This is a genomic window from Pseudomonas sp. KBS0707, assembly GCF_005937945.2.
Lineage (GTDB): Bacteria > Pseudomonadota > Gammaproteobacteria > Pseudomonadales > Pseudomonadaceae > Aquipseudomonas > Aquipseudomonas amygdali.
On sequence record NZ_CP041754.1, the window covers coordinates 5637810 to 5655432 of the forward strand.

General features: G+C 59.2%; 14 protein-coding genes. 3 read left to right on the forward strand and 11 right to left on the reverse strand.

The features are described 5' to 3' along the window. The first annotated feature begins 347 nt into the window (after positions 1-347). A complete protein-coding gene (locus tag FFH21_RS27205) occupies positions 348-1844 on the forward strand; it encodes a methyl-accepting chemotaxis protein (RefSeq protein ID WP_011169864.1) in 1497 nt (498 codons plus the stop codon). 15 nt (positions 1845-1859) lie between these two features. Here the strand turns inward: FFH21_RS27205 and FFH21_RS27210 are convergent, their stop codons facing one another. From FFH21_RS27210 to FFH21_RS27255, 9 genes are all read right to left on the reverse strand, one after another. Further along, the gene (locus FFH21_RS27210; RefSeq protein ID WP_011169865.1) at positions 1860-3443 is read right to left on the reverse strand and encodes an ABC transporter ATP-binding protein; all 1584 of its coding nucleotides are present in this window, start codon (positions 3441-3443) and stop codon (positions 1860-1862) included. A 1-nt stretch (position 3444) separates the two neighbouring features. Next, positions 3445-4467, reverse strand: a complete 1023-nt coding sequence (locus tag FFH21_RS27215; protein WP_004663151.1) for an ABC transporter permease — start codon at positions 4465-4467, stop codon at positions 3445-3447. After that, complete coding sequence (locus FFH21_RS27220; protein ID WP_005745742.1) at positions 4467-5534, reverse strand: microcin C ABC transporter permease YejB; 1068 nt, start codon at positions 5532-5534, stop codon at positions 4467-4469. Before FFH21_RS27220 ends, FFH21_RS27215 begins: the two co-directional genes overlap by 1 nt. A 1-nt stretch (position 5535) precedes the next feature. Then, positions 5536-7419, reverse strand: a complete 1884-nt coding sequence (locus tag FFH21_RS27225; RefSeq protein WP_041924678.1) for an extracellular solute-binding protein — start codon at positions 7417-7419, stop codon at positions 5536-5538. Between the two features lie 142 nt (positions 7420-7561). Then, positions 7562-10387 carry a TonB-dependent receptor gene (locus FFH21_RS27230; RefSeq protein WP_041924679.1) on the reverse strand — a complete coding sequence of 942 codons (2826 nt, stop codon included), beginning with the start codon at positions 10385-10387 and terminating at the stop codon, positions 7562-7564. Positions 10388-10486: 99 nt separating this feature from the next. Next, complete coding sequence (locus FFH21_RS27235; protein ID WP_011169868.1) at positions 10487-10888, reverse strand: biopolymer transporter ExbD; 402 nt, start codon at positions 10886-10888, stop codon at positions 10487-10489. Next, positions 10888-11574, reverse strand: a complete 687-nt coding sequence (locus FFH21_RS27240) for a MotA/TolQ/ExbB proton channel family protein (protein WP_003435083.1) — start codon at positions 11572-11574, stop codon at positions 10888-10890. Before FFH21_RS27240 ends, FFH21_RS27235 begins: the two co-directional genes overlap by 1 nt. A 74-nt stretch (positions 11575-11648) precedes the next feature. Next, complete coding sequence (locus FFH21_RS27245; RefSeq protein ID WP_162233784.1) at positions 11649-12443, reverse strand: energy transducer TonB; 795 nt, start codon at positions 12441-12443, stop codon at positions 11649-11651. 1195 nt (positions 12444-13638) lie between these two features. After that, positions 13639-14793 carry a cysteine desulfurase family protein gene (locus tag FFH21_RS27255; protein WP_004663138.1) on the reverse strand — a complete coding sequence of 385 codons (1155 nt, stop codon included), beginning with the start codon at positions 14791-14793 and terminating at the stop codon, positions 13639-13641. A gap of 352 nt (positions 14794-15145) precedes the next feature. Between FFH21_RS27255 and FFH21_RS27260 the strand changes: the two genes are divergently transcribed. Further along, positions 15146-15616 carry an Lrp/AsnC family transcriptional regulator gene (locus FFH21_RS27260; protein WP_002555835.1) on the forward strand — a complete coding sequence of 157 codons (471 nt, stop codon included), beginning with the start codon at positions 15146-15148 and terminating at the stop codon, positions 15614-15616. A gap of 83 nt (positions 15617-15699) precedes the next feature. After that, entirely contained in the window at positions 15700-15954 is a 255-nt protein-coding gene (locus tag FFH21_RS27265; protein ID WP_011169870.1) for a hypothetical protein, read from the forward strand. Here the strand turns inward: FFH21_RS27265 and FFH21_RS27270 are convergent. Together FFH21_RS27270 and FFH21_RS27275 are read right to left on the reverse strand one after the other, a co-directional pair. Then, positions 15951-16439, reverse strand: a complete 489-nt coding sequence (locus FFH21_RS27270; protein WP_019740645.1) for a DUF4411 family protein — start codon at positions 16437-16439, stop codon at positions 15951-15953. The genes FFH21_RS27265 and FFH21_RS27270 overlap by 4 nt on opposite strands. Then, entirely contained in the window at positions 16439-17575 is a 1137-nt protein-coding gene (locus tag FFH21_RS27275) for an XRE family transcriptional regulator (protein ID WP_004663135.1), read from the reverse strand. The genes FFH21_RS27270 and FFH21_RS27275 overlap by 1 nt, the downstream gene beginning before the upstream one ends. Between the last annotated feature and the right edge of the window lie 48 nt (positions 17576-17623).

The window sequence follows — 17623 nt, forward strand, 5'->3', positions numbered from 1 at the left end:
GGAGCAGCTGAGTAATGCTTTACAGCATGTAATTTCAATGAATCATTCGGTGTTTGATGATCAGCCTTCGTGGACAAGTCCACTCCCACAGGAGTGCAGGAGTCCAGGAGTCCAGGACCAGGATCACCGATTGATGTGGTGGGAGCGGACTTGTCCGCGAAGAGGTCCGGCCTGCTACCAACGGATGCCCGCTCCATAATCGCGCCTCAACACCGGGTAAATAATCCATTTCTGAATTTATGGCACGAGGCCACCATCCAGCTGGCACGTTGGCCGGGGTTTTGCTCGTGCAGATCTGAAAACCGACGGGGCCCCCTGTCGCCATGGATTTCAAAAGGATGTGTTCGATGCCCGTAGCCCCTCGTTTCCTGGACCATTACCGCAAGGCCGACCGGATCATGCTGGGTCTGATCTGGCTGTTGTTCATCTACGCGCTCGGGTTGGCGTTCTGGTTCGACACCTTCACCCAGGCAGTCGTGGTCGGTGGCGGCACCGCGGTGGTGCTGACCGGGCTGTATCGTGCCATCGGCGGCACCCGATTGATGCGCTGCTGTGTGGGTGTAGGCCTGATGGTCATGGCCGCGCTGCATATCAATCAGGCGCACGGGCTGATCGAAATACATTTCGGCATCTTCGTCTTCCTCGCCGTGCTGACCTTCTACCGTGACTGGCTGCCGATTCTGGTCGCTGCCGTCACCATTGCCATCCACCATATCGGTTTCCACGCCTTGCAGCATGCAGGCTTCCCGGTTTACGTCATGCACCACGGCGGCGGCTGGAGCATGGTAATGGTGCATGCGGTGTACGTCGTTGTAGAAAGCGCGATTCTGGTCTATCTGGCCGTGCAGAATCAGGCTGAAGCGGTCGAGAATCAGGACATGCTCGATCGAATGCTGGCCACCACCAATCAGTTTTCGCCCAATAGCCAGACAAGCGAGCGTTCGGCCAAACGCGTGCCGCTGGCGCAACGTTTCGAGCAGTTTCTGGAGCAGATCACCAGCCTTGTCGACGGCGTGGTGCGCGACACACGCGGGCTCGGCGAGCTGGATCATGACCTTGCCAAGGCCAGCGGTACGCTGGAAACCGGGGCGCAGCATCAACTCAGCGAGATCGCCCGCATGACCGGCGCAATGCAGCGCATGGGTGATGCAATGAACGATATCTCCAGCCATGTTGCGCAAGCCGTGCAGCGTGCCGGTGATGCAAGCGATCAAGTGGCTCACGGACGCGACAGCGTCGACCGTGCGCAGAGCGAAATCACTCAGCTTGCCGCGCGCATCAACACCACCGATGAAACCGTGCAGGCACTCGCCAACCAGTCAGAGCAGATCGGCAAGGTGCTGGACGTGATCGGCAGTATTGCCGAGCAAACCAACCTGCTGGCGCTGAACGCAGCGATTGAAGCTGCACGAGCCGGAGAGCAGGGCCGGGGCTTTGCCGTGGTGGCCGACGAGGTGCGCAATCTGGCGCAACGCACAGCGTCGTCGACCAAGGAAATCCAGACAATCATTGAAGACCTGCAAAGGGGCAGCCGTCAGGCCGCTACAGCCATGAACGACAGCCTGCAAGGCGTCGGGCGTTGTGTGGAAAACAGCCAGCGCGCGTCGGAATCCCTGCGCGCAGTCGGTGAAGGTATCGGGCATATCACCCAGCTTAACGGTCTGATTGCCACGACCACTGAACAGCAGTCCACCGCCAGCCGGGAAATCGCCGATCAATTACGTTCGGTGCAGACCATCGCCGAGCACACCGCCGCCAATATCGGTGTGCTGGCGACCAGCAGCCAGAGCCTTTCGCCGCTGGCCATACGCCTGGAGGCACTGGGCCAGAGCTTTCACTCGTAACGTTTAAGGCCAGGCTCAGGCAAACACCAGCCCGGAAGAACGCAGCAGTTCCTGAGTATAGGCCTGCTGCGGCGCGGCGAAGATCTCGCGGGACGGGCCTTGTTCGACCACCTTACCGTCCTTGATCACAATCAGGTCATGCGCCAGCGCATGGACAACCGCCAGGTCATGGCTGATGAACAGGTACGTCAGGCCATGACGGATTTGCAGGTCACGCAGCAGGGCGACGATCTGTTTCTGCACCGTACGGTCGAGCGCTGACGTCGGCTCATCGAGCAGGATCAGATCCGGCTCAAGCACCAACGCCCGGGCGATGGAAATGCGCTGGCGTTGGCCACCGGAAAACTCGTGCGGGTAACGATGCCGGGTGGCCGGGTCCAGCCCGACTTCCTGCAACACGCGGATCACCGTCTGCTCACGCTCTTTCGGCGTGCCGATATTGTGCGTCACCAACCCCTCGGCGATGATCTGCTCCACGGTCATGCGCGGGCTGAGGCTGCCGAACGGGTCCTGAAACACTACCTGCAACTGACGACGCAACGGGCGCATAAGGTGCTGACTGTGCAGGCTCAGCTCCTTGGTGCCGAAACGGATGCTGCCCTCTGAATCGACAAGACGCAAAATCGCCTGGCCCAGGGTTGATTTGCCCGAGCCGGACTCGCCGACAATCCCGAGTGTCTTGCCCTTGAGCAGCTCGAAACTCACCCCATCCACCGCCTTCACATACTGCGGCTCGCGCTTGAACCAGGCTTTGCCCAGCGGAAACCAGACTTTCAGGTCCTGCACCGACAACAGCGTGTTGCTGTGCGTGGACGGCACCGGCTCGCCGTCTGGTTCTGCGTTGATCAGCAAGCGGCTGTAAGGATGCTGCGGATTGTCGAACAGCGTCTGGCAATCGGCCTGCTCGACGATCTCGCCCTCACGCATCACGCAGACCCGCTGAGCGATGCGCCGCACCAGATTGAGGTCGTGGCTGATCAGCAACAACGACATGTTGAGCCGCTGCTGAAGGGACTTGAGCAACTCCAGAATCTTCACCTGCACGGTCACGTCCAGCGCGGTCGTCGGCTCGTCGGCGATCAGCAAGTCGGGCTCGTTAGCCAGTGCCATAGCAATCATGATGCGCTGGCGCTGCCCACCCGACAGTTGATGCGGATATGCCTTGAGACGTGACAGCGGGTCGCGGATGCCGACCAGTTCCAGCAGCTCCAGGGTGCGACTCAGCGCGGCCTTGCCTTTGAGGCCCTTGTGACTGACGAGAATTTCGCCGATCTGCTTTTCGACCGTGTGCAGCGGGTTCAGCGAGCTCATGGGCTCCTGAAAAATCATCGCCACACGGTTGCCACGCAGGCTGCGCAATTGCTTGTCGCTGGCGTGGACCAGATCAAGCCCGTCATAGCGAATCGAGCCCTGGGTGCTGACGGTTTTCGCCGGCAACAGACGCAGAATCGAATGCGCAGTGACCGACTTGCCAGAGCCGGATTCGCCGACCAGCGCCAGGCACTCGCCACGGCGGATGTCGAGGCTGACGCCATGCACCACTTCATGGCCGTTGAAGGCGACCCGCAGGTCGCGAATTTCAATCAGGTTGTCTTGCATGTCAGCTCCGAGGATCAAACGCGTCGCGGCAGGCTTCGCCGATGAACACCAGCAGAGAAAGGATCAGAGCCAGCGCTACGAACGCGGTCAGCCCCAGCCAGGGCGCTTGCAGGTTGCGCTTGGCCTCGCCGATCAGTTCGCCCAGCGAAGCGCTGCCAGCGGGCATGCCGAAGCCGAGAAAATCCAGCGCGGTGAGCGTGGCGATGGCGCCAGTGATGATGAACGGCAGGTACGTCAGGGTGCTGGTCATCGCGTTGGGCAGGATGTGCCGCCACATCAGCGCGGCATCGGTCAGGCCCAGTGCGCGGGCGGCTTTCACGTATTCAAGATTACGCCCGCGCAAAAACTCGGCACGCACCACGTCCACCAGCGAAAGCCAGGAGAACAGCGCCATGATGCCCAGCAACCACCAGAAACTCGGTGACACAAAGCCGGACAGGATGATCAGCAGATACAGCACCGGCAAACCCGACCATATTTCCTGAATGCGCTGGCCGATCAGGTCGGTCATGCCGCCGTAGTAACCCTGAATGGCCCCGGCGCAGACACCGATCACCGTGCTAATCGCGGTCAGCAGCAGCGCGAACAGAATGGAAATTCGCGCGCCGAACAGCACACGTGCCAGCACGTCACGGGCCTGCTCGTCAGTGCCCAGCCAGTTAGTGCCGTCGGGCGGGCTGGGCGAGGGCGCGTCCAGGTCGTAGTTGATGGTGTCGTAGCTGAACGGGATCGGTGCGAACAGCATCCAGCCGTCTTTGGCGGCGATCAGCTTGCGCACGTAGTCGCTTGAATAGTCCGGTTCGAAGGGCAGTTCGCCGCCGAAATCGGTTTCCATGTAGGTGCGCAACACCGGGTAATACATCTGCCCGTCGTAGCTGACCAGCAGCGGCTTGTCGTTGGCGATCAGCTCGCCGCACAGGCAGACCAGCATCAGGCCGATGAAGATCCACAGCGACCACCAACCGCGACGGTTGGCCTTGAACAGGTCGAAGCGGCGCCGGGTCTGGGGAGAGAACTCGAACATCAGGCGCTCCTCGCGGAAAAGTCGATGCGTGGGTCGACCAGCGTGTAACACAGGTCACCGATCAGTTTGATCAGCAGGCCGAACAGCGTGAACAGGAACAGCGTGCCGAACACGATGGGGTAGTCCCGCGAGACCGCCGCCTCGTAACTCATGCGCCCCAGCCCATCGAGACCGAAGATGGTTTCGATCAGCAGCGAGCCGGCGAAAAACACTTCGATCAACGCCTGCGGAATGCCCGCGATGACCAGCAGCATGGCGTTGCGAAACACATGGCCGTACAGCACGCGATGCTCGGTCAGGCCCTTGGCGCGGGCCGTGACCACATACTGGCGGCTGATTTCGTTGAGGAAGCTGTTCTTGGTGAGGATGGTCAGCGTGGCGAACCCGCCGATCACCAGTGAGCTGACCGGCAACACCAGGTGCCACAGATAGTCTTTCACCTTGCCCCAGGTGCTCAGGCTGTCGAAGTTCTCCGAGAACAAACCCTGCGCCGGAAACCAGCTCAGGTAGCTGCCTCCGGCGAACACCACAATCAGCAGAATGGCGAACAGAAACGCGGGCGTGGCGTAGCCGATGATCACCAGCGTGCTGCTCCAGACATCAAACGCACTGCCATGCCGCACCGCTTTGCGAATGCCGAGCGGGATGGAAATCAGGTAGGTGATCAGCGTCGCCCAAAGCCCGAGTGACAGCGACACCGGAAGCTTCTGGGCAATCAGTTCGGTGACCGGCGCGCCGCGGAAGAAGCTGGTGCCGAAGTCCAGCTGTGCGTAATTCTTGAGCATCAGCCAGAGTCGTTCGTGCATCGGTTTGTCGAAACCGTAGTGTTCCTTGATCTGCTCGATCAGCGCCGGGTCGAGCCCGCGCGTGCTGCGGCTGGCGGTGCCGCTTGCGGCTACTTCGCCACCGCCGCCACCAACACCATTGGGGCTGAAACCCTGAATGCGCGCAATGGCCTGCTCGACCGGGCCACCGGGGGCGGCCTGCACGATCAGGAAGTTGACGATCAAAATGGCCAGCAGCGTGGGAATGATCAGCAGCAGGCGTCGAATCACATAAGCCAGCATTTCAGTACTCCTTGGCAGCGGCGGGCTTGCCGGTCAATGCAGCAGCCTGAGCGTTGGTCAGCGGGGTCGGGCTGATCTGCCACCAGGTTTCCAGACCAACGTCATAGGTCGGTGCCACATCAGGCATGCCGAAACGGTTGGCGAACACCAGTGGCGTGCCCTTGGAGTAGTAGTTGGGAATCATGTAGTAGCCCCATTGCAGGACCCGGTCCAGCGCCCGCGCGTAGAGCACCATATCGTTGCGCGTATTGGCGCTCACCAGCCCGTCGATCAGCGTATCCACCGCGGGGTTGCGCAGCACCATCGCGTTGGAGCTGCCCACTTCGGTGGCGCTTTGCGAGCCGTACAGGTTGTACAGCTCACGGCCAGGGGAAATGATCGGATTACCGTTTTTCGGCAGGCTGACCACGATCATGTCGTAGTCCCGCGCATTGAGCCGGTTGATGTACTGCGCCGAATCGATGCGCAGGAAATCCAGGGTGATGCCGATCTGCGCCAGCGTGCGTTTGAAGGGCAGAATCAGGCGATCGAAACCACCCTGACCATCGAGAAAGCTGAACACCATCGGCTCGCCAGCGGCGTTCACCAGCTTGTTGTTCTTCGGGTGCCAGCCCGCCTCGGCGAGCAGCTTGAGGGCCTGCAACTGTTTGTCACGGATGTAACCGCTGCCGTCGGTTTTCGGCGGCTGATACACCGTGGTGAAAACCTCGTCCGGCACCTGACCGCGCAAGGGTTCGAGAATCTTCAGCTCGGCCGGGGTCGGCAGCTCGGTAGCAGCCATGTCGCTTTTCGGAAAGTAGCTTTGTTCGCGCACGTAGAAATTGCGCATGACCCGGCGGTTGATCCAGTCGAAATCCCACAGCAATGACAGCGCCTCACGCACGCGGCGGTCTTTGAAGATCGGGTTGTCCAGATTGAAAACAAAACCTTGCGCGGCGACCGGGCGTTGCCGGGCGAGAATGCGCTTTTGCAGACGCCCATCGTCAATCGCCGGGCCGCTGTAGCCGACCACAAAGCCGGAGGAGGAGAACTCTCGGTTGTAGTCGAACATCCCGGCCTGCAGCAGCTGGCGGGCGATTTCCGTGTCGCCGTAGTAGTTCACGGTGAGCGTGTCGAAGTTGTAAAGGCCATGGCTGACTGGCAGGTCCTTGCCCCACCAGTCCTTGACCCGTTCAAAGACCACGCTGCGCCCGGCATCGACCTTGGCGACCCGGTAGGGCCCGTTGCCCAGCGGTGGCTCGAAACCGCCGCCGTTGGCGAAGTCGCGGGTCTTCCACCAGTGCTCGGGCAGAATGTGCAGGCTGGCAATGTCCAGCGCCAGCATGCGGTTGAGGTTGTTCTTGAAGTCGAAGCGAATCTGTAGCGGCCCCTCGATGGTCACCTGTTTGACGTCGGCGAACATGGGGCGATAGCTGAAGCTGGCCTTGGTGGTCATCAGCTCGAAGGTGTAGCGCACGTCTTCGGCGGTGACGGGCTTGCCGTCCTCGAAGCGCGCCTTGGGGTTGAGGAAAAAACGAATCCACAGACCGTTCGGGTCCATCTCCATCTTTTCCGCGATCAATCCATAAACGGTGTACGGCTCATCCAGCGAGCGATAAGCCAATGGTGAGTAAACCCAGGTATCGACCTGCACCACATTGATGCCCTGATCGACATAAGGGTTGAGGTAGTTGAACTGGCCGATTTCTTCCGCTGAGCGGCTTAGTGAACCGCCTTTGGGGGCGTTCGGGTTGACGTAGTCAAAGTGCTGGAAGCCAGCCGGGTATTTCGGTGCCTCGCCATAGACGGTCAAGGCGTGGGTCGGCGTCGCCAGCACAGTCTGCCAGCCACTGCACAGTGCAACACCCAGAAGCAGGCGCCGCAGAAAACGGTTAAGACGCGACATGGTGGGGCTTTCCTCGTACGCACTGAATGACGGAACACTGCGAAAAAGCCCCCGGCCGGGGAAGGTGGATGAAACCTGGGCCGGAGGGGCGAGCTCGCAATCTGACGTGGCCCACGGAGCGTTATGGGCCACGTCGTCACACTCAGAAGTGGTAAGTCGCGCGGGCGAACAAGGTGCGGCCCAGCGGGTCGGCGTAACGAGGGTCGTAGCCGGACTGGAAGTTGTAGGCCTGGTTGGAGAACGGCGGGTTGCGGTCGAACATGTTGCGCACACCGGCGTCGATATCCAGCACTTTGTCGAAGGTATGACCCACCGACATGTCCCACAACGCATACGATGCGACGCGCGCATTGGTGGTGCGGTCGTAGTCGTTGTAGCCGCTGGTGAAGCGGCTGGTGATGGAAGCGCGGGTATCGCCCAGTGCCCAGGTGCCGGTCAGAACGTGTTTCCAGCGCGAGATCACGCCGTCGCCCTGGAAGTCGCCGACCTTGTCGGTGTACGGGCCGTCGATGATGTTCTGGAAGTCATAACGGGTCACATAGGTGCCGGTCATGCCCAGACCGAACTGACCATAAGGTGTGTTCGGAAAGCGATAGTCGAGCGTTACGTCGACACCGCTGGTCTTGACGATACCCAGGTTGGCGTTGCCGGTAACGATATTGGCAATCGAACCATCAGCAGCGCGCACGTAGCGGTCGGCGTAGGTGTTCGGATCATCAAACACAGTCGACTCGGGGAACGCCTGGATCTGGTTGGAAATGTGAATCCACCAGAAATCCAGGCCCATCGACAGGTTGTTGACCGGCTGATAGACGAAGCCCAGCGTCATGTTGCGGGCTTTTTCCGGGGCCAGCTCGGTGTTGCCTCCACCATTGTTGAGGAACTGCTGCTGGCAATCACGACCGGCGTTACCACCCGGCTGAACGACGCCACCGGCACACAGAACCGGGTCGTTGTAATAGCCCTGAGTGAAAGTCGTACTGCGCGGGGCATACAGCTCGTAAAGCGACGGCGCGCGGAAACCTTCGCTGTAGGCACCACGGACCACCAGTTGCTTGAACGGCTGGTAGCGGAACGAGTATTTCGGATTGGTGGTGCTGCCGAAGTCGCTGTATTTGTCATGACGAACGGCGGCGGTCAGTTCAAGGCTGTCCAGCACGGGGACATTCAGTTCGGCGTATTGCGCCTTGACGCTCCTGTCACCTTCGACGCTACCGGCGGCATCTGCGCCCAGGCTGCTGATGTCGTTGACGTAGGCTTCGTACTGCTGATGCATTTTCTCTTTGCGGTATTCGCCGCCCAACGCCAGACCCGCAGGGCCTGCACCGAACCAGTCACCGATTTCCCGGCTGATGCGCGCATCGAGCCCGGCCACCCGGCCCACAGCGCTGGAGTACTGGCCGTGATATTCGCTGGCATCGATCAGCGCCTGACCGGCAGTGGTCTGCGGGCCGAACGGGTTAAGGGTGCCATTGGCCAGGCCGTTGAGCATTGCAGCGTCACTGACATACCCGTTGGTGAGCGATGACAGGACTTTGTTCTGGTTGTAAGAAGCACCTACGTTGTAGTCCCAGCCGCCCACCAGGCCGTCGAAGTTCAGCAGAAAACGCTGGCTGGTGTTCTGGTCGCTGGACCCGCGTGGCCCGGCCGCCGTTTCTCGCCAGGCTGTGCTGATCGGTTGGGTCGGGTCGAGAGTAAAGTCGGTCGGTGCCGGAGTGATGCCGTTGCCGGGATAAAAAGGCGACGATGAGTCCAGAGACAGGCCGGTGAGAGGCGCTGGCCCGATATCGGTATGGTTGTTGTTACGGGCCCAGAAGTATTCGAGGCTGACGTTATGATCGTCTGCCAGCTTGCCGGTGGCCTTGCCAAAAAACGAGGTCTTTTCGGTTTGCGGGATCAGGTCGATGTATTCACGGGTGCTGAACCGGCAGATGCCGTTGCTGGCGATCAGGTTAGGGCCGCTGCAGTTTCTGCCCAGCGGGTTGGCAGAGTTGTCACCCTGGAAGTAATTGCCGGGATAGGCCGTACCGGAGGTCTGATTGAGCCCGCGTCCTGGCACGTAATCTCTGGCAAACGAGCGGTCGTTGGCGTCCAGGTTTTGCTGCTTGTTGTAGTTGAAGACACCCATGACGTTGAAGCGGTCTTGCTCCAGATCGCCAAAGCCCCAACTGGCGCTCATGTCCTTGGTGGCACCGCCGCCGCTGGCGGTCGGGGTTTCTCCACCCAGGGTCAGGCTGCCGTCGGTCAGGGATTTTTTGGTGATGAAGTTGATCACACCGCCAATGGCGTCAGTGCCGTATAGCGCCGACGCGCCGTCACGCAATACTTCCACACGGTCGATGGCGGCAAACGGGATCATGTTCAGGTCGATGGCGCTGCCGTTGGGCGTGCCCACACCCGACAGTGCGTTATTGGCCAGACGGCGGCCGTTGAGCAGCACCAGCGTCTTGTTGGCGCCGATACCGCGCATATCGGCAAACGAGGCACCTCCTGTTCCTGCACCGACCGAGCCTGCGCTGTTGTTGATCGACTGGCTGCCGGTGATGCGCTGGACCATTTCCTGGGTGGTGGTCACGCCCTGTTTCTTCAAGTCGTCAGCGCGCAGGATGGTAATTGGCACTGCGGTTTCGGCATCGACCCGGCGGATCGCCGAACCGGTCACTTCTACACGTTGCAGCTGGGTCGTGGCAGGCACAACCGCTGCGCTGGTGGACACGGCCGAGCCGCTTGTGTCCGCGTCGACGGCGTCTGCCGCCTGAGCACCGCTCATGCCCATGGCCAATGCACAAAGCAGGGCACGTGGATGACGCCGGACCGCTAGGGCCAGTGGTTTGAGGGTGCAACCGGGAAGATTCATCAGCATGGTTAGTTCCGACTTGGTCCAGACGTTATTGAAATGGCCTTGTGAGCCCTCTGTTCCCGACGCGGTTGTGCCGAGCGGGAGTTCCACTTCTTCTTTTTCCAGCAAGCCGCTCCCCTCCAGAGGCTTTTCAGCCCACGGACAACCGCATTTACGGGGGTCGGGTCAGAAGGCTTCGCGCGGCGAAGCCGTCAAATCACCTGAGGGTCATTTCGCCGTCATGACGGATATCTTCGTAATGCCCGAACGCTCGATGGACGCCATGGCCTTGGCCACCTGGCCATAATTCACGGCGGTATCGGCCTGCAACTGGACGCGGATTTCCGGGTCCTTGGCCTTTTCGTCCTGCAGGCTTTTTTCCAGCAGTTCCGGGGCAATTTCCGATTTGGCGAGGTAGAACTTGCCGTCCTGATCGACGCTGACCACCACCGGGTTTTTCTTCTCGGCAGGGGCGACTGCATCAGTCTTGGGCAGGTTGACCTTGATCGCGTTGGTCATCAGCGGCGTGGTGACGATGAACACCACCAGCAGTACGAGCATCACATCCACCAACGGCGTGACGTTCATTTCGCTGAGTACTTCATCGCTGTCCTGAGTGGAGAAATACATTAGCTGGCCTCCCGAACGGCATGGCCATTCTTGCTGGCGATGGGCTGACGGGTGACCGCGAAGGCGCTGCGCTGGGCGAGGGCGTCGAAGTCGTGGGCGAAGTCATCCATGTCGGCCACGGCGAGCTTGAGGCGGCGCAGGAAGAAGTTGTAAATCAGCACCGCAGGCACCGCAACGGCGATACCCACGCCGGTGGCGACCAGCGCATGTCCGATAGGGCCGGCGACCGCTTCCAGGCTGGCCGAGCCGGTCACGCCGATGCTTTGCAGTGCTTCCATGATCCCCCAGACGGTACCAAACAGGCCGATGAAGGGCGCGGTGCTGCCGATACTGGCGAGAATTGCCTGACCACTTTCCAGTGCGCGGCGCTCTTTTTGTATCTGCTGGCGCAGGTTGCGCTCCAGACGGTCCGAGCGGTTGATGGTGTGCGCCAGTTGTTGCGTGGTGCGCGGCGACTCATCGACCGCCATGGCTTCGAAGCCACTATTGGCGATACGCGCCAGCGCGCCAGGGTATTGCGCAGAATGCTCGGCAGCGGTGAGCAGGTCCGGTGCGCTCCAGAAGGCTTTGGTGAATTGTTTGTTCTGGGACTTCTGGCGGACATACTGCGCCGACTTGATCAGCAACAGTGCCCAACTCAATACGGAAAACAGAATCAATGCCCAGAGCACGGCCGGGACAATCATGGAAGAGAGCGATGCGTTCATGGTTTAAACCTCACCAGCTTTAATAATTGAAGTGTCGGTTGTCAGGTGCCGGATCATTCCGGCAACTTGAAGTCGATGGTCTGCGTCGCGAAGCCTTCTATCGGCGTGTCACCCCGTTTGGCCGGAATGAACTTCCAGTTGCGCACGGCCTCAACGGCGGCTTCGTCCAATACCGGTTTGCCGCTGGATTTGGTCACCTCGACAGCGCCAGCGCGGCCGTTTGGCAGCACCTTGATGCGCAGAATCACGCGACCTTCCCAACTGCGACGCAAGGCCAGCCCCGGGTATTCCGGCGGCGGGTTGCCCAGGCTGGCGAGCCCGGATACGGCAGCGCTTTCCTTGACCGGAGCCGGTGGCGCGGCAGGTGCCGGAGGTGCGGGCGCAGGTGCTGGCGGCGCAGGCGGGCTCGGCGCGGCAGCAGGCGTTGGCGCAGGTGGCGTCGGCTTTTTCACCGGCTCGACTTTCTTGACCGGCTTGGGCTTCTCGACCTTTGGCTTCTCCACCGGTTTTGGCGGCGGCTCTACCGCGTCCGGGTCCTCGACCGGTTGTTCCGGCTCGGGTGGTGGCGGCGGAGGTGGCGGCTCGGGCGGCGGCGGTTCCGGGGCGGGAGGTGTCGGGCTGGTCAGCTCAATAGTCATTTCCGGAACTTGTGGTGCAACTTCCGGCAGGTCTGGCTGGGCAGTTTGCATGTACCACCAGATCACACCATGGATAAGTACTGACGCAGCAATCAACACCATTACTTGTGGCTTGTTAAGGCCACCCGGTCGTGACGTATTGGCGCTGAAAGGAATGCCCTGCCACGCCGTCGAAGTGTCATCGGGCGAGGGAGAGGGAACCGCTTTCATTATTACCGCATCATTCATTAACGCTCCCTCGGGTAGTTAAAGGGCAATAAAAATCCGTTCGAATATTTTTGTGAATATTCGACTGAGGGCGGCCTGCACACTGTTTATATGCAGCGCACCGCGGTACCTGCGCACGGCAGGCTTAAACAGGGAAAAGCGGTCTACATCAGGGCGCTGGCATTGCTGATCCTTGCTTCTTATCGTCATGTACGGGGACGTACAGCGATGTTCCTGAATGCTTACATTGCAACCGCTGTGCCAGAAAGCCCACGCGGAGACCGTTGATTCAGAGCGGGTGTCGCATTCATGTAACTATTTATCGAATCCCTATTTCATCGACTTCGAAGGCATTCGAATGAAGAACTCCTTAAACAAAACAGCAGACAAATTCGTACCCTCTGCTGTGCCAGACGCGTTCGAAACTCGTGACCTGCTAGTCACTTTCCTGGATGCACCAATACTGTGTAACGAGGATCAAGTTGGTGCGCTAGTTACTCAAGAATTCATAAAGGACTGCTCCATGTGGGTCCGTGTTTATATGATCAGTAACCGTTGAAGAAACAAAAGCCATCGCACGAATGATGGCCAAATGAAACCACCTCAAATAAAGTGTCGGACAATCTTTATATGTGGGTTGCCCGTTAATTAAAAACAGGGGGTTTATCCTTATTGCGCGCACAGTTCTGCAAGGCCCTGATTAATCGTCAGAACATTCAAGGGCACACGCAAAATGACTTACGTCCAGACGTGCAGAGCCGTCGAAAAACAACATGCAGATCTGGATAACGCGAAGGCGACCGGGCAGGCACCGTCCAAGGCAGGCAATGCCTCAGGGGTAAGCAGCCAGCGTAACGGTGGTCTGACACAAGACTGATAGAGCACGGCTAGATTCCTTTCCTGGCGAGGAGAAAGACTTGTGGTCTGCCCTCCTGCACTGTTTGTGGACGCTCTGGCATCCGTTAACTGCACTTTGGTGCGTGTAGGCACCCCTTGAATGCAGCGTGCACCAATGGTTTATGGCACGACCGTTCCATTTGAAAGAACTGTGCCAATTTGTGTCTTTTTGTATCTGGAGGGGTACATTTTATTTAGCGGCACGCTGCAAGTGGCGAGCTACAAGGCAGCAGCTTTGGCGGGAAGGGAAGAAATGGCAGCAAGCCGCCCGCTGAAAGGGCGGCTTGAGAGGCGTTGCAAATTACCAGAACGCAGCAGGTGCGCTGAGCGCCTTGCTGAATATCTCAATGGCACGCTCGACGTCTGCCTGCGTGGTGTAGCGGCCAAGGCTGACACGCACGCTGGCCAGAGCCTTGGCTGAATCCATCCCCAGAGCGAGCAGCACATGCGAGGGTGCATTGCTGGCCGAGTTGCATGCGGATGTAGAAGACAATGCCAGGCTGTGGGATAGCTGCGAGCTGGTGAAGCCACTCCGGGTGATGCACAGGTTCAGGGTGTGCGGGATACGTTGTTGCGGACAGCCGTTGAGCTGCACATCCGGCAGGCTCAACAGGCCTTCGCGCAGGTGGCGACTCAGCTCTTCGATACGGCGGTTTTCAGTTTCGGCCTGGCTGATCGCCAACGCAAAGGCTGTACCCATGCCGACGATCTGATGCGTAGCCAGTGTGCCCGACCGAAAGCCGCCTTCATGTCCGCCGCCGTGAATCTGCGCTTTCAGCAGCGAATGAGCACGCGGGCCCACGTACAGCGCGCCAATGCCCTTGGGGCCGTAGGCCTTGTGCGCCGAGAACGACATCAGGTCGACGGCCAGACTCGCCAGATCGACCTTCACCTTGCCGACTCCCTGCGCAGCGTCCACATGAAACAGCGCGCCGTGCTCGCGCACCAAGGCGCCAATGCTGGCGATGTCGGTCAGCGTGCCCAGCTCGTTGTTCACCAGCATCAGTGATACCAGCAGCGTGTCTTCGCGCAGGGCAGCCTGAACCGCCTGCGGCTGGATCAGGCCCTGGGCGTCCGGTTTCAGCCAGGTGACGGGAAAGCCCTGACGCTCCAGCGTGCTGACGGTGTCGAGCACGGCCTTGTGTTCCAGCACGCTGGTGATGATGTGACGGCGCTGCGCGCTGGCATCATAGGCGATGCCCTTGATCGCCAGGTTGTTGGACTCGGTTGCGCCGGAGGTCCAGACAATGGTGTCGACAGGCGCACCCACCGCATCGGCCACCTGCGCGCGTGCCTGTTCAACGGCCTGCCGCGCCACCTGCCCATAACCGTGCCCGCTGGATGCCGGATTACCGAAATGACCTTCGCGGCCCATACAGGCAACCATGGCTTCGATGACCTGTTCATCGACAGGCGTGGTAGCGGCGTAATCCAAGTAGAGCGCAGAGGTGGTCATGGGCAATTCACTTTGTAATCGAGTCAGAATCAAGGGCTGGCGGTACAAGGCCGATTGCTTGAAAGATTACTGATGCGCACGCGAAAATTTATTGATATTTACCCGAGTATGAGCGCTCAATGCGAAAAATTATTCGCTTTCAATTGGATTTAAACGATTAAAAATCCTAGGATGCTGTTTCAGACGCAGAATCGCATCCAGACACCCCTCTTTCCTCACCGTTGTGTGACGCAGAGCGTCACGAAAGGCATGCCAACGCAGAGCATTGGCACGATAGTCATCGCCCAGACATCGATCGTTCCTCACGCGTGAGGAACGATTAGTGTAGAGCGACTAACGCAGGAAACCGCTAATGGACAAATTCGACCGGGCAATTCTCGACATCCTGCAAACCGACTGCACTCGCTCGGTGGCGGACATCGCCGAGCGCATCGGCCTGGGCAGCACCGCGTGCTGGCGACGCATCCAGAAGCTGGAAGAGGCCGGCATCATCGACCGCCGGGTTGCCCTGCTCAATCCGCAACGTCTGAACGTGTCGGTCAGCGTCTTTGCAGCCATCCGCACCAACCAGCACAACGCCGCCTGGCTTGAACAGTTCCACGCTGCCGTCGGCGAACTGCCTGAAGTGGTCGAGTGCTACCGCATGGCAGGCGACACCGACTACATGCTGCGCATCGTCGTGGCTGACATCGCAGGGTACGACGCGGTGTACAAACAACTGATCAGCATCCCCGGGATCAGCGACGTAAGCTCCAGCTTCGCCATGGAACAGATCAAGTTCACCACCGGCCTGCCCTTGCAATACGCATCGTTTGGCGGCTGAGCGCAGCCACGCTCATCGATTGAATCGAACCCTCAGCCCGATGCCACGTCCACTTTCTTTGGCAAACGAAAAAGGTGGCTGACATGACAACCGATCACATACTCACAAACAGCGTGCCCAAAGAAGACCCCGCCAGCCCGGAACTCGGCCAATACGACCGCGAAGCCGACCCGGTACTCGCCATGAACTCAAACAAGCCCGGCGTCGGTTCTGCCAAAGGCGATGAAGTGAAGAAGCGTACGGAAAATGACGAGGCCTACGAGGACGATGAGCCGGAAGTCTATTCGGATGACCCGGATATCGTGGCAGATGAGGGTGGTGGTGTTACGCCGGGTTAAGGAAGTACAAACCTGGCGTTGAGGTGGTGTAACAGCTCAAACGTATTCATATAAGGGACTTTGAGCTGCTCACACAGGTTGGGGATGATGAACTTTCGCTTTGCGTCCAGATTACGCACCTCATGCGTAACTACGGTTGCTCCGGATGTCAGGGCCTTGGCGATCAGCCATGGATCGGCCCCCTTAAGAAACTCCTCCATTGCTCCAGTCTTCATGCCTTGCGCTTGTGCTACCAACGTAGCGACTTTCACGAATTCGGCCTGAGTCTTTTCATCCGAAATGCTTTGGAAAAAAGTCGAATTATTTTTTGCCCAGTCAGCCAGCTCATCATGGCCTTTGGTAAGTTCGTCTTTAACAGGACCGATACTGGCCAAGAAAAATGTCTGGTTTTGAAGCAGCAACCATTGCCAATAAGCCGGACAAATCGTCATGCCGTAATAGCGATTCTTGGCTTCAATCAGGGTGTTGGAGTCCATCAGAAACATCACCGGCCCAGTGTCTCCGCCAGCGTTCTTAACTTGGCTGGCTGTACACCGAGAAGACTACCTGCCTCACGCAACAGCATCCGCCCACTCAGGGTTTCGGTCAGTACAGCCTTACTCAGCCGCGTACTGTTTTTGGCCGTTGCATTGCGGTAGTAATCCCCGGCACCGCCTTTCTCTTCCCGGAATGCCTTTAGGACCTTCTGGTAATAGAGGCCGTACTGCTCTTGCGTAACGTAGCCCAGGTCCATCGCGCGTCGGCCAATAACAAGCTTGCTGACATGAAACCTCGTAGCGAGAGGGGCCAGATTACTTTCCCATTCAATACCAGCGTTCCATACAGCTCGAAAAAGCTCTTCGGGCACAAGAAACTCACCCGCCACGGCGTTGCAGAATCGCTCTTCCTCTCGACCATTCGCAGTACCCGCGTCAGAAACGCCGCTGCTGCCAATCCAGAGATGAGCGAGTTCGTGCATTAACGTAAATAAGCGAGCTGTCGGAGCATCCGAGCTGTTGATAAACACCACTGGAGCCAGCGAATTACTGATGGCGAAGCCTCGAAACTCACTGACCTCCAGTTTGCGATGGGTATTGCCCAGCGCGATGCCACTGCGCATGACAAGCACACCAGCCACTTCGGCAGCATCAATCAGCGCGCGGCTGTATTTATCGTAATCAAGGCGGGACTTTTCCGGATCGACACCGAGAGTTTGCCGAATATCACTCACAACCGTCTTCACCGGAGTCCGGCTGTCGAAGCGACCGACGAACGGAAGAGGCTGGTGCTCTTGTACGTGAAGGTATTCCAGATACCAGTCCTGTTTGCGAATTGCGTCTTTTACTGTGTCCACAAGCTCCAGACTTGGCCGCAAGGGTGCCGAGTTACCGACTGTGCGCAAGTCTGGTAGCGGCAGCTGTTCGACAGGAGGCTGAGGCAAGAACAAAAACCCAAAGGGAACATGCGCAACGCTCGCCCACTTCTGGGCTTGCAAAAAGGTTGGTCTCGCCTTTCCTGCTTCCCACTCCTTGATACGCTCAGGTTTCACAGGCAGCTTTCTGGCGACCTGGGCGGCAGACAGGCCTGCCCGCTCGCGGGACCACGTGAGGATGCTTGGGTTAACGAACGCGGCTTGGCTCATGGCAAATTTGGAATATCAGAGAGGAGTGTGTCGGGCCAGTGCAAGCGC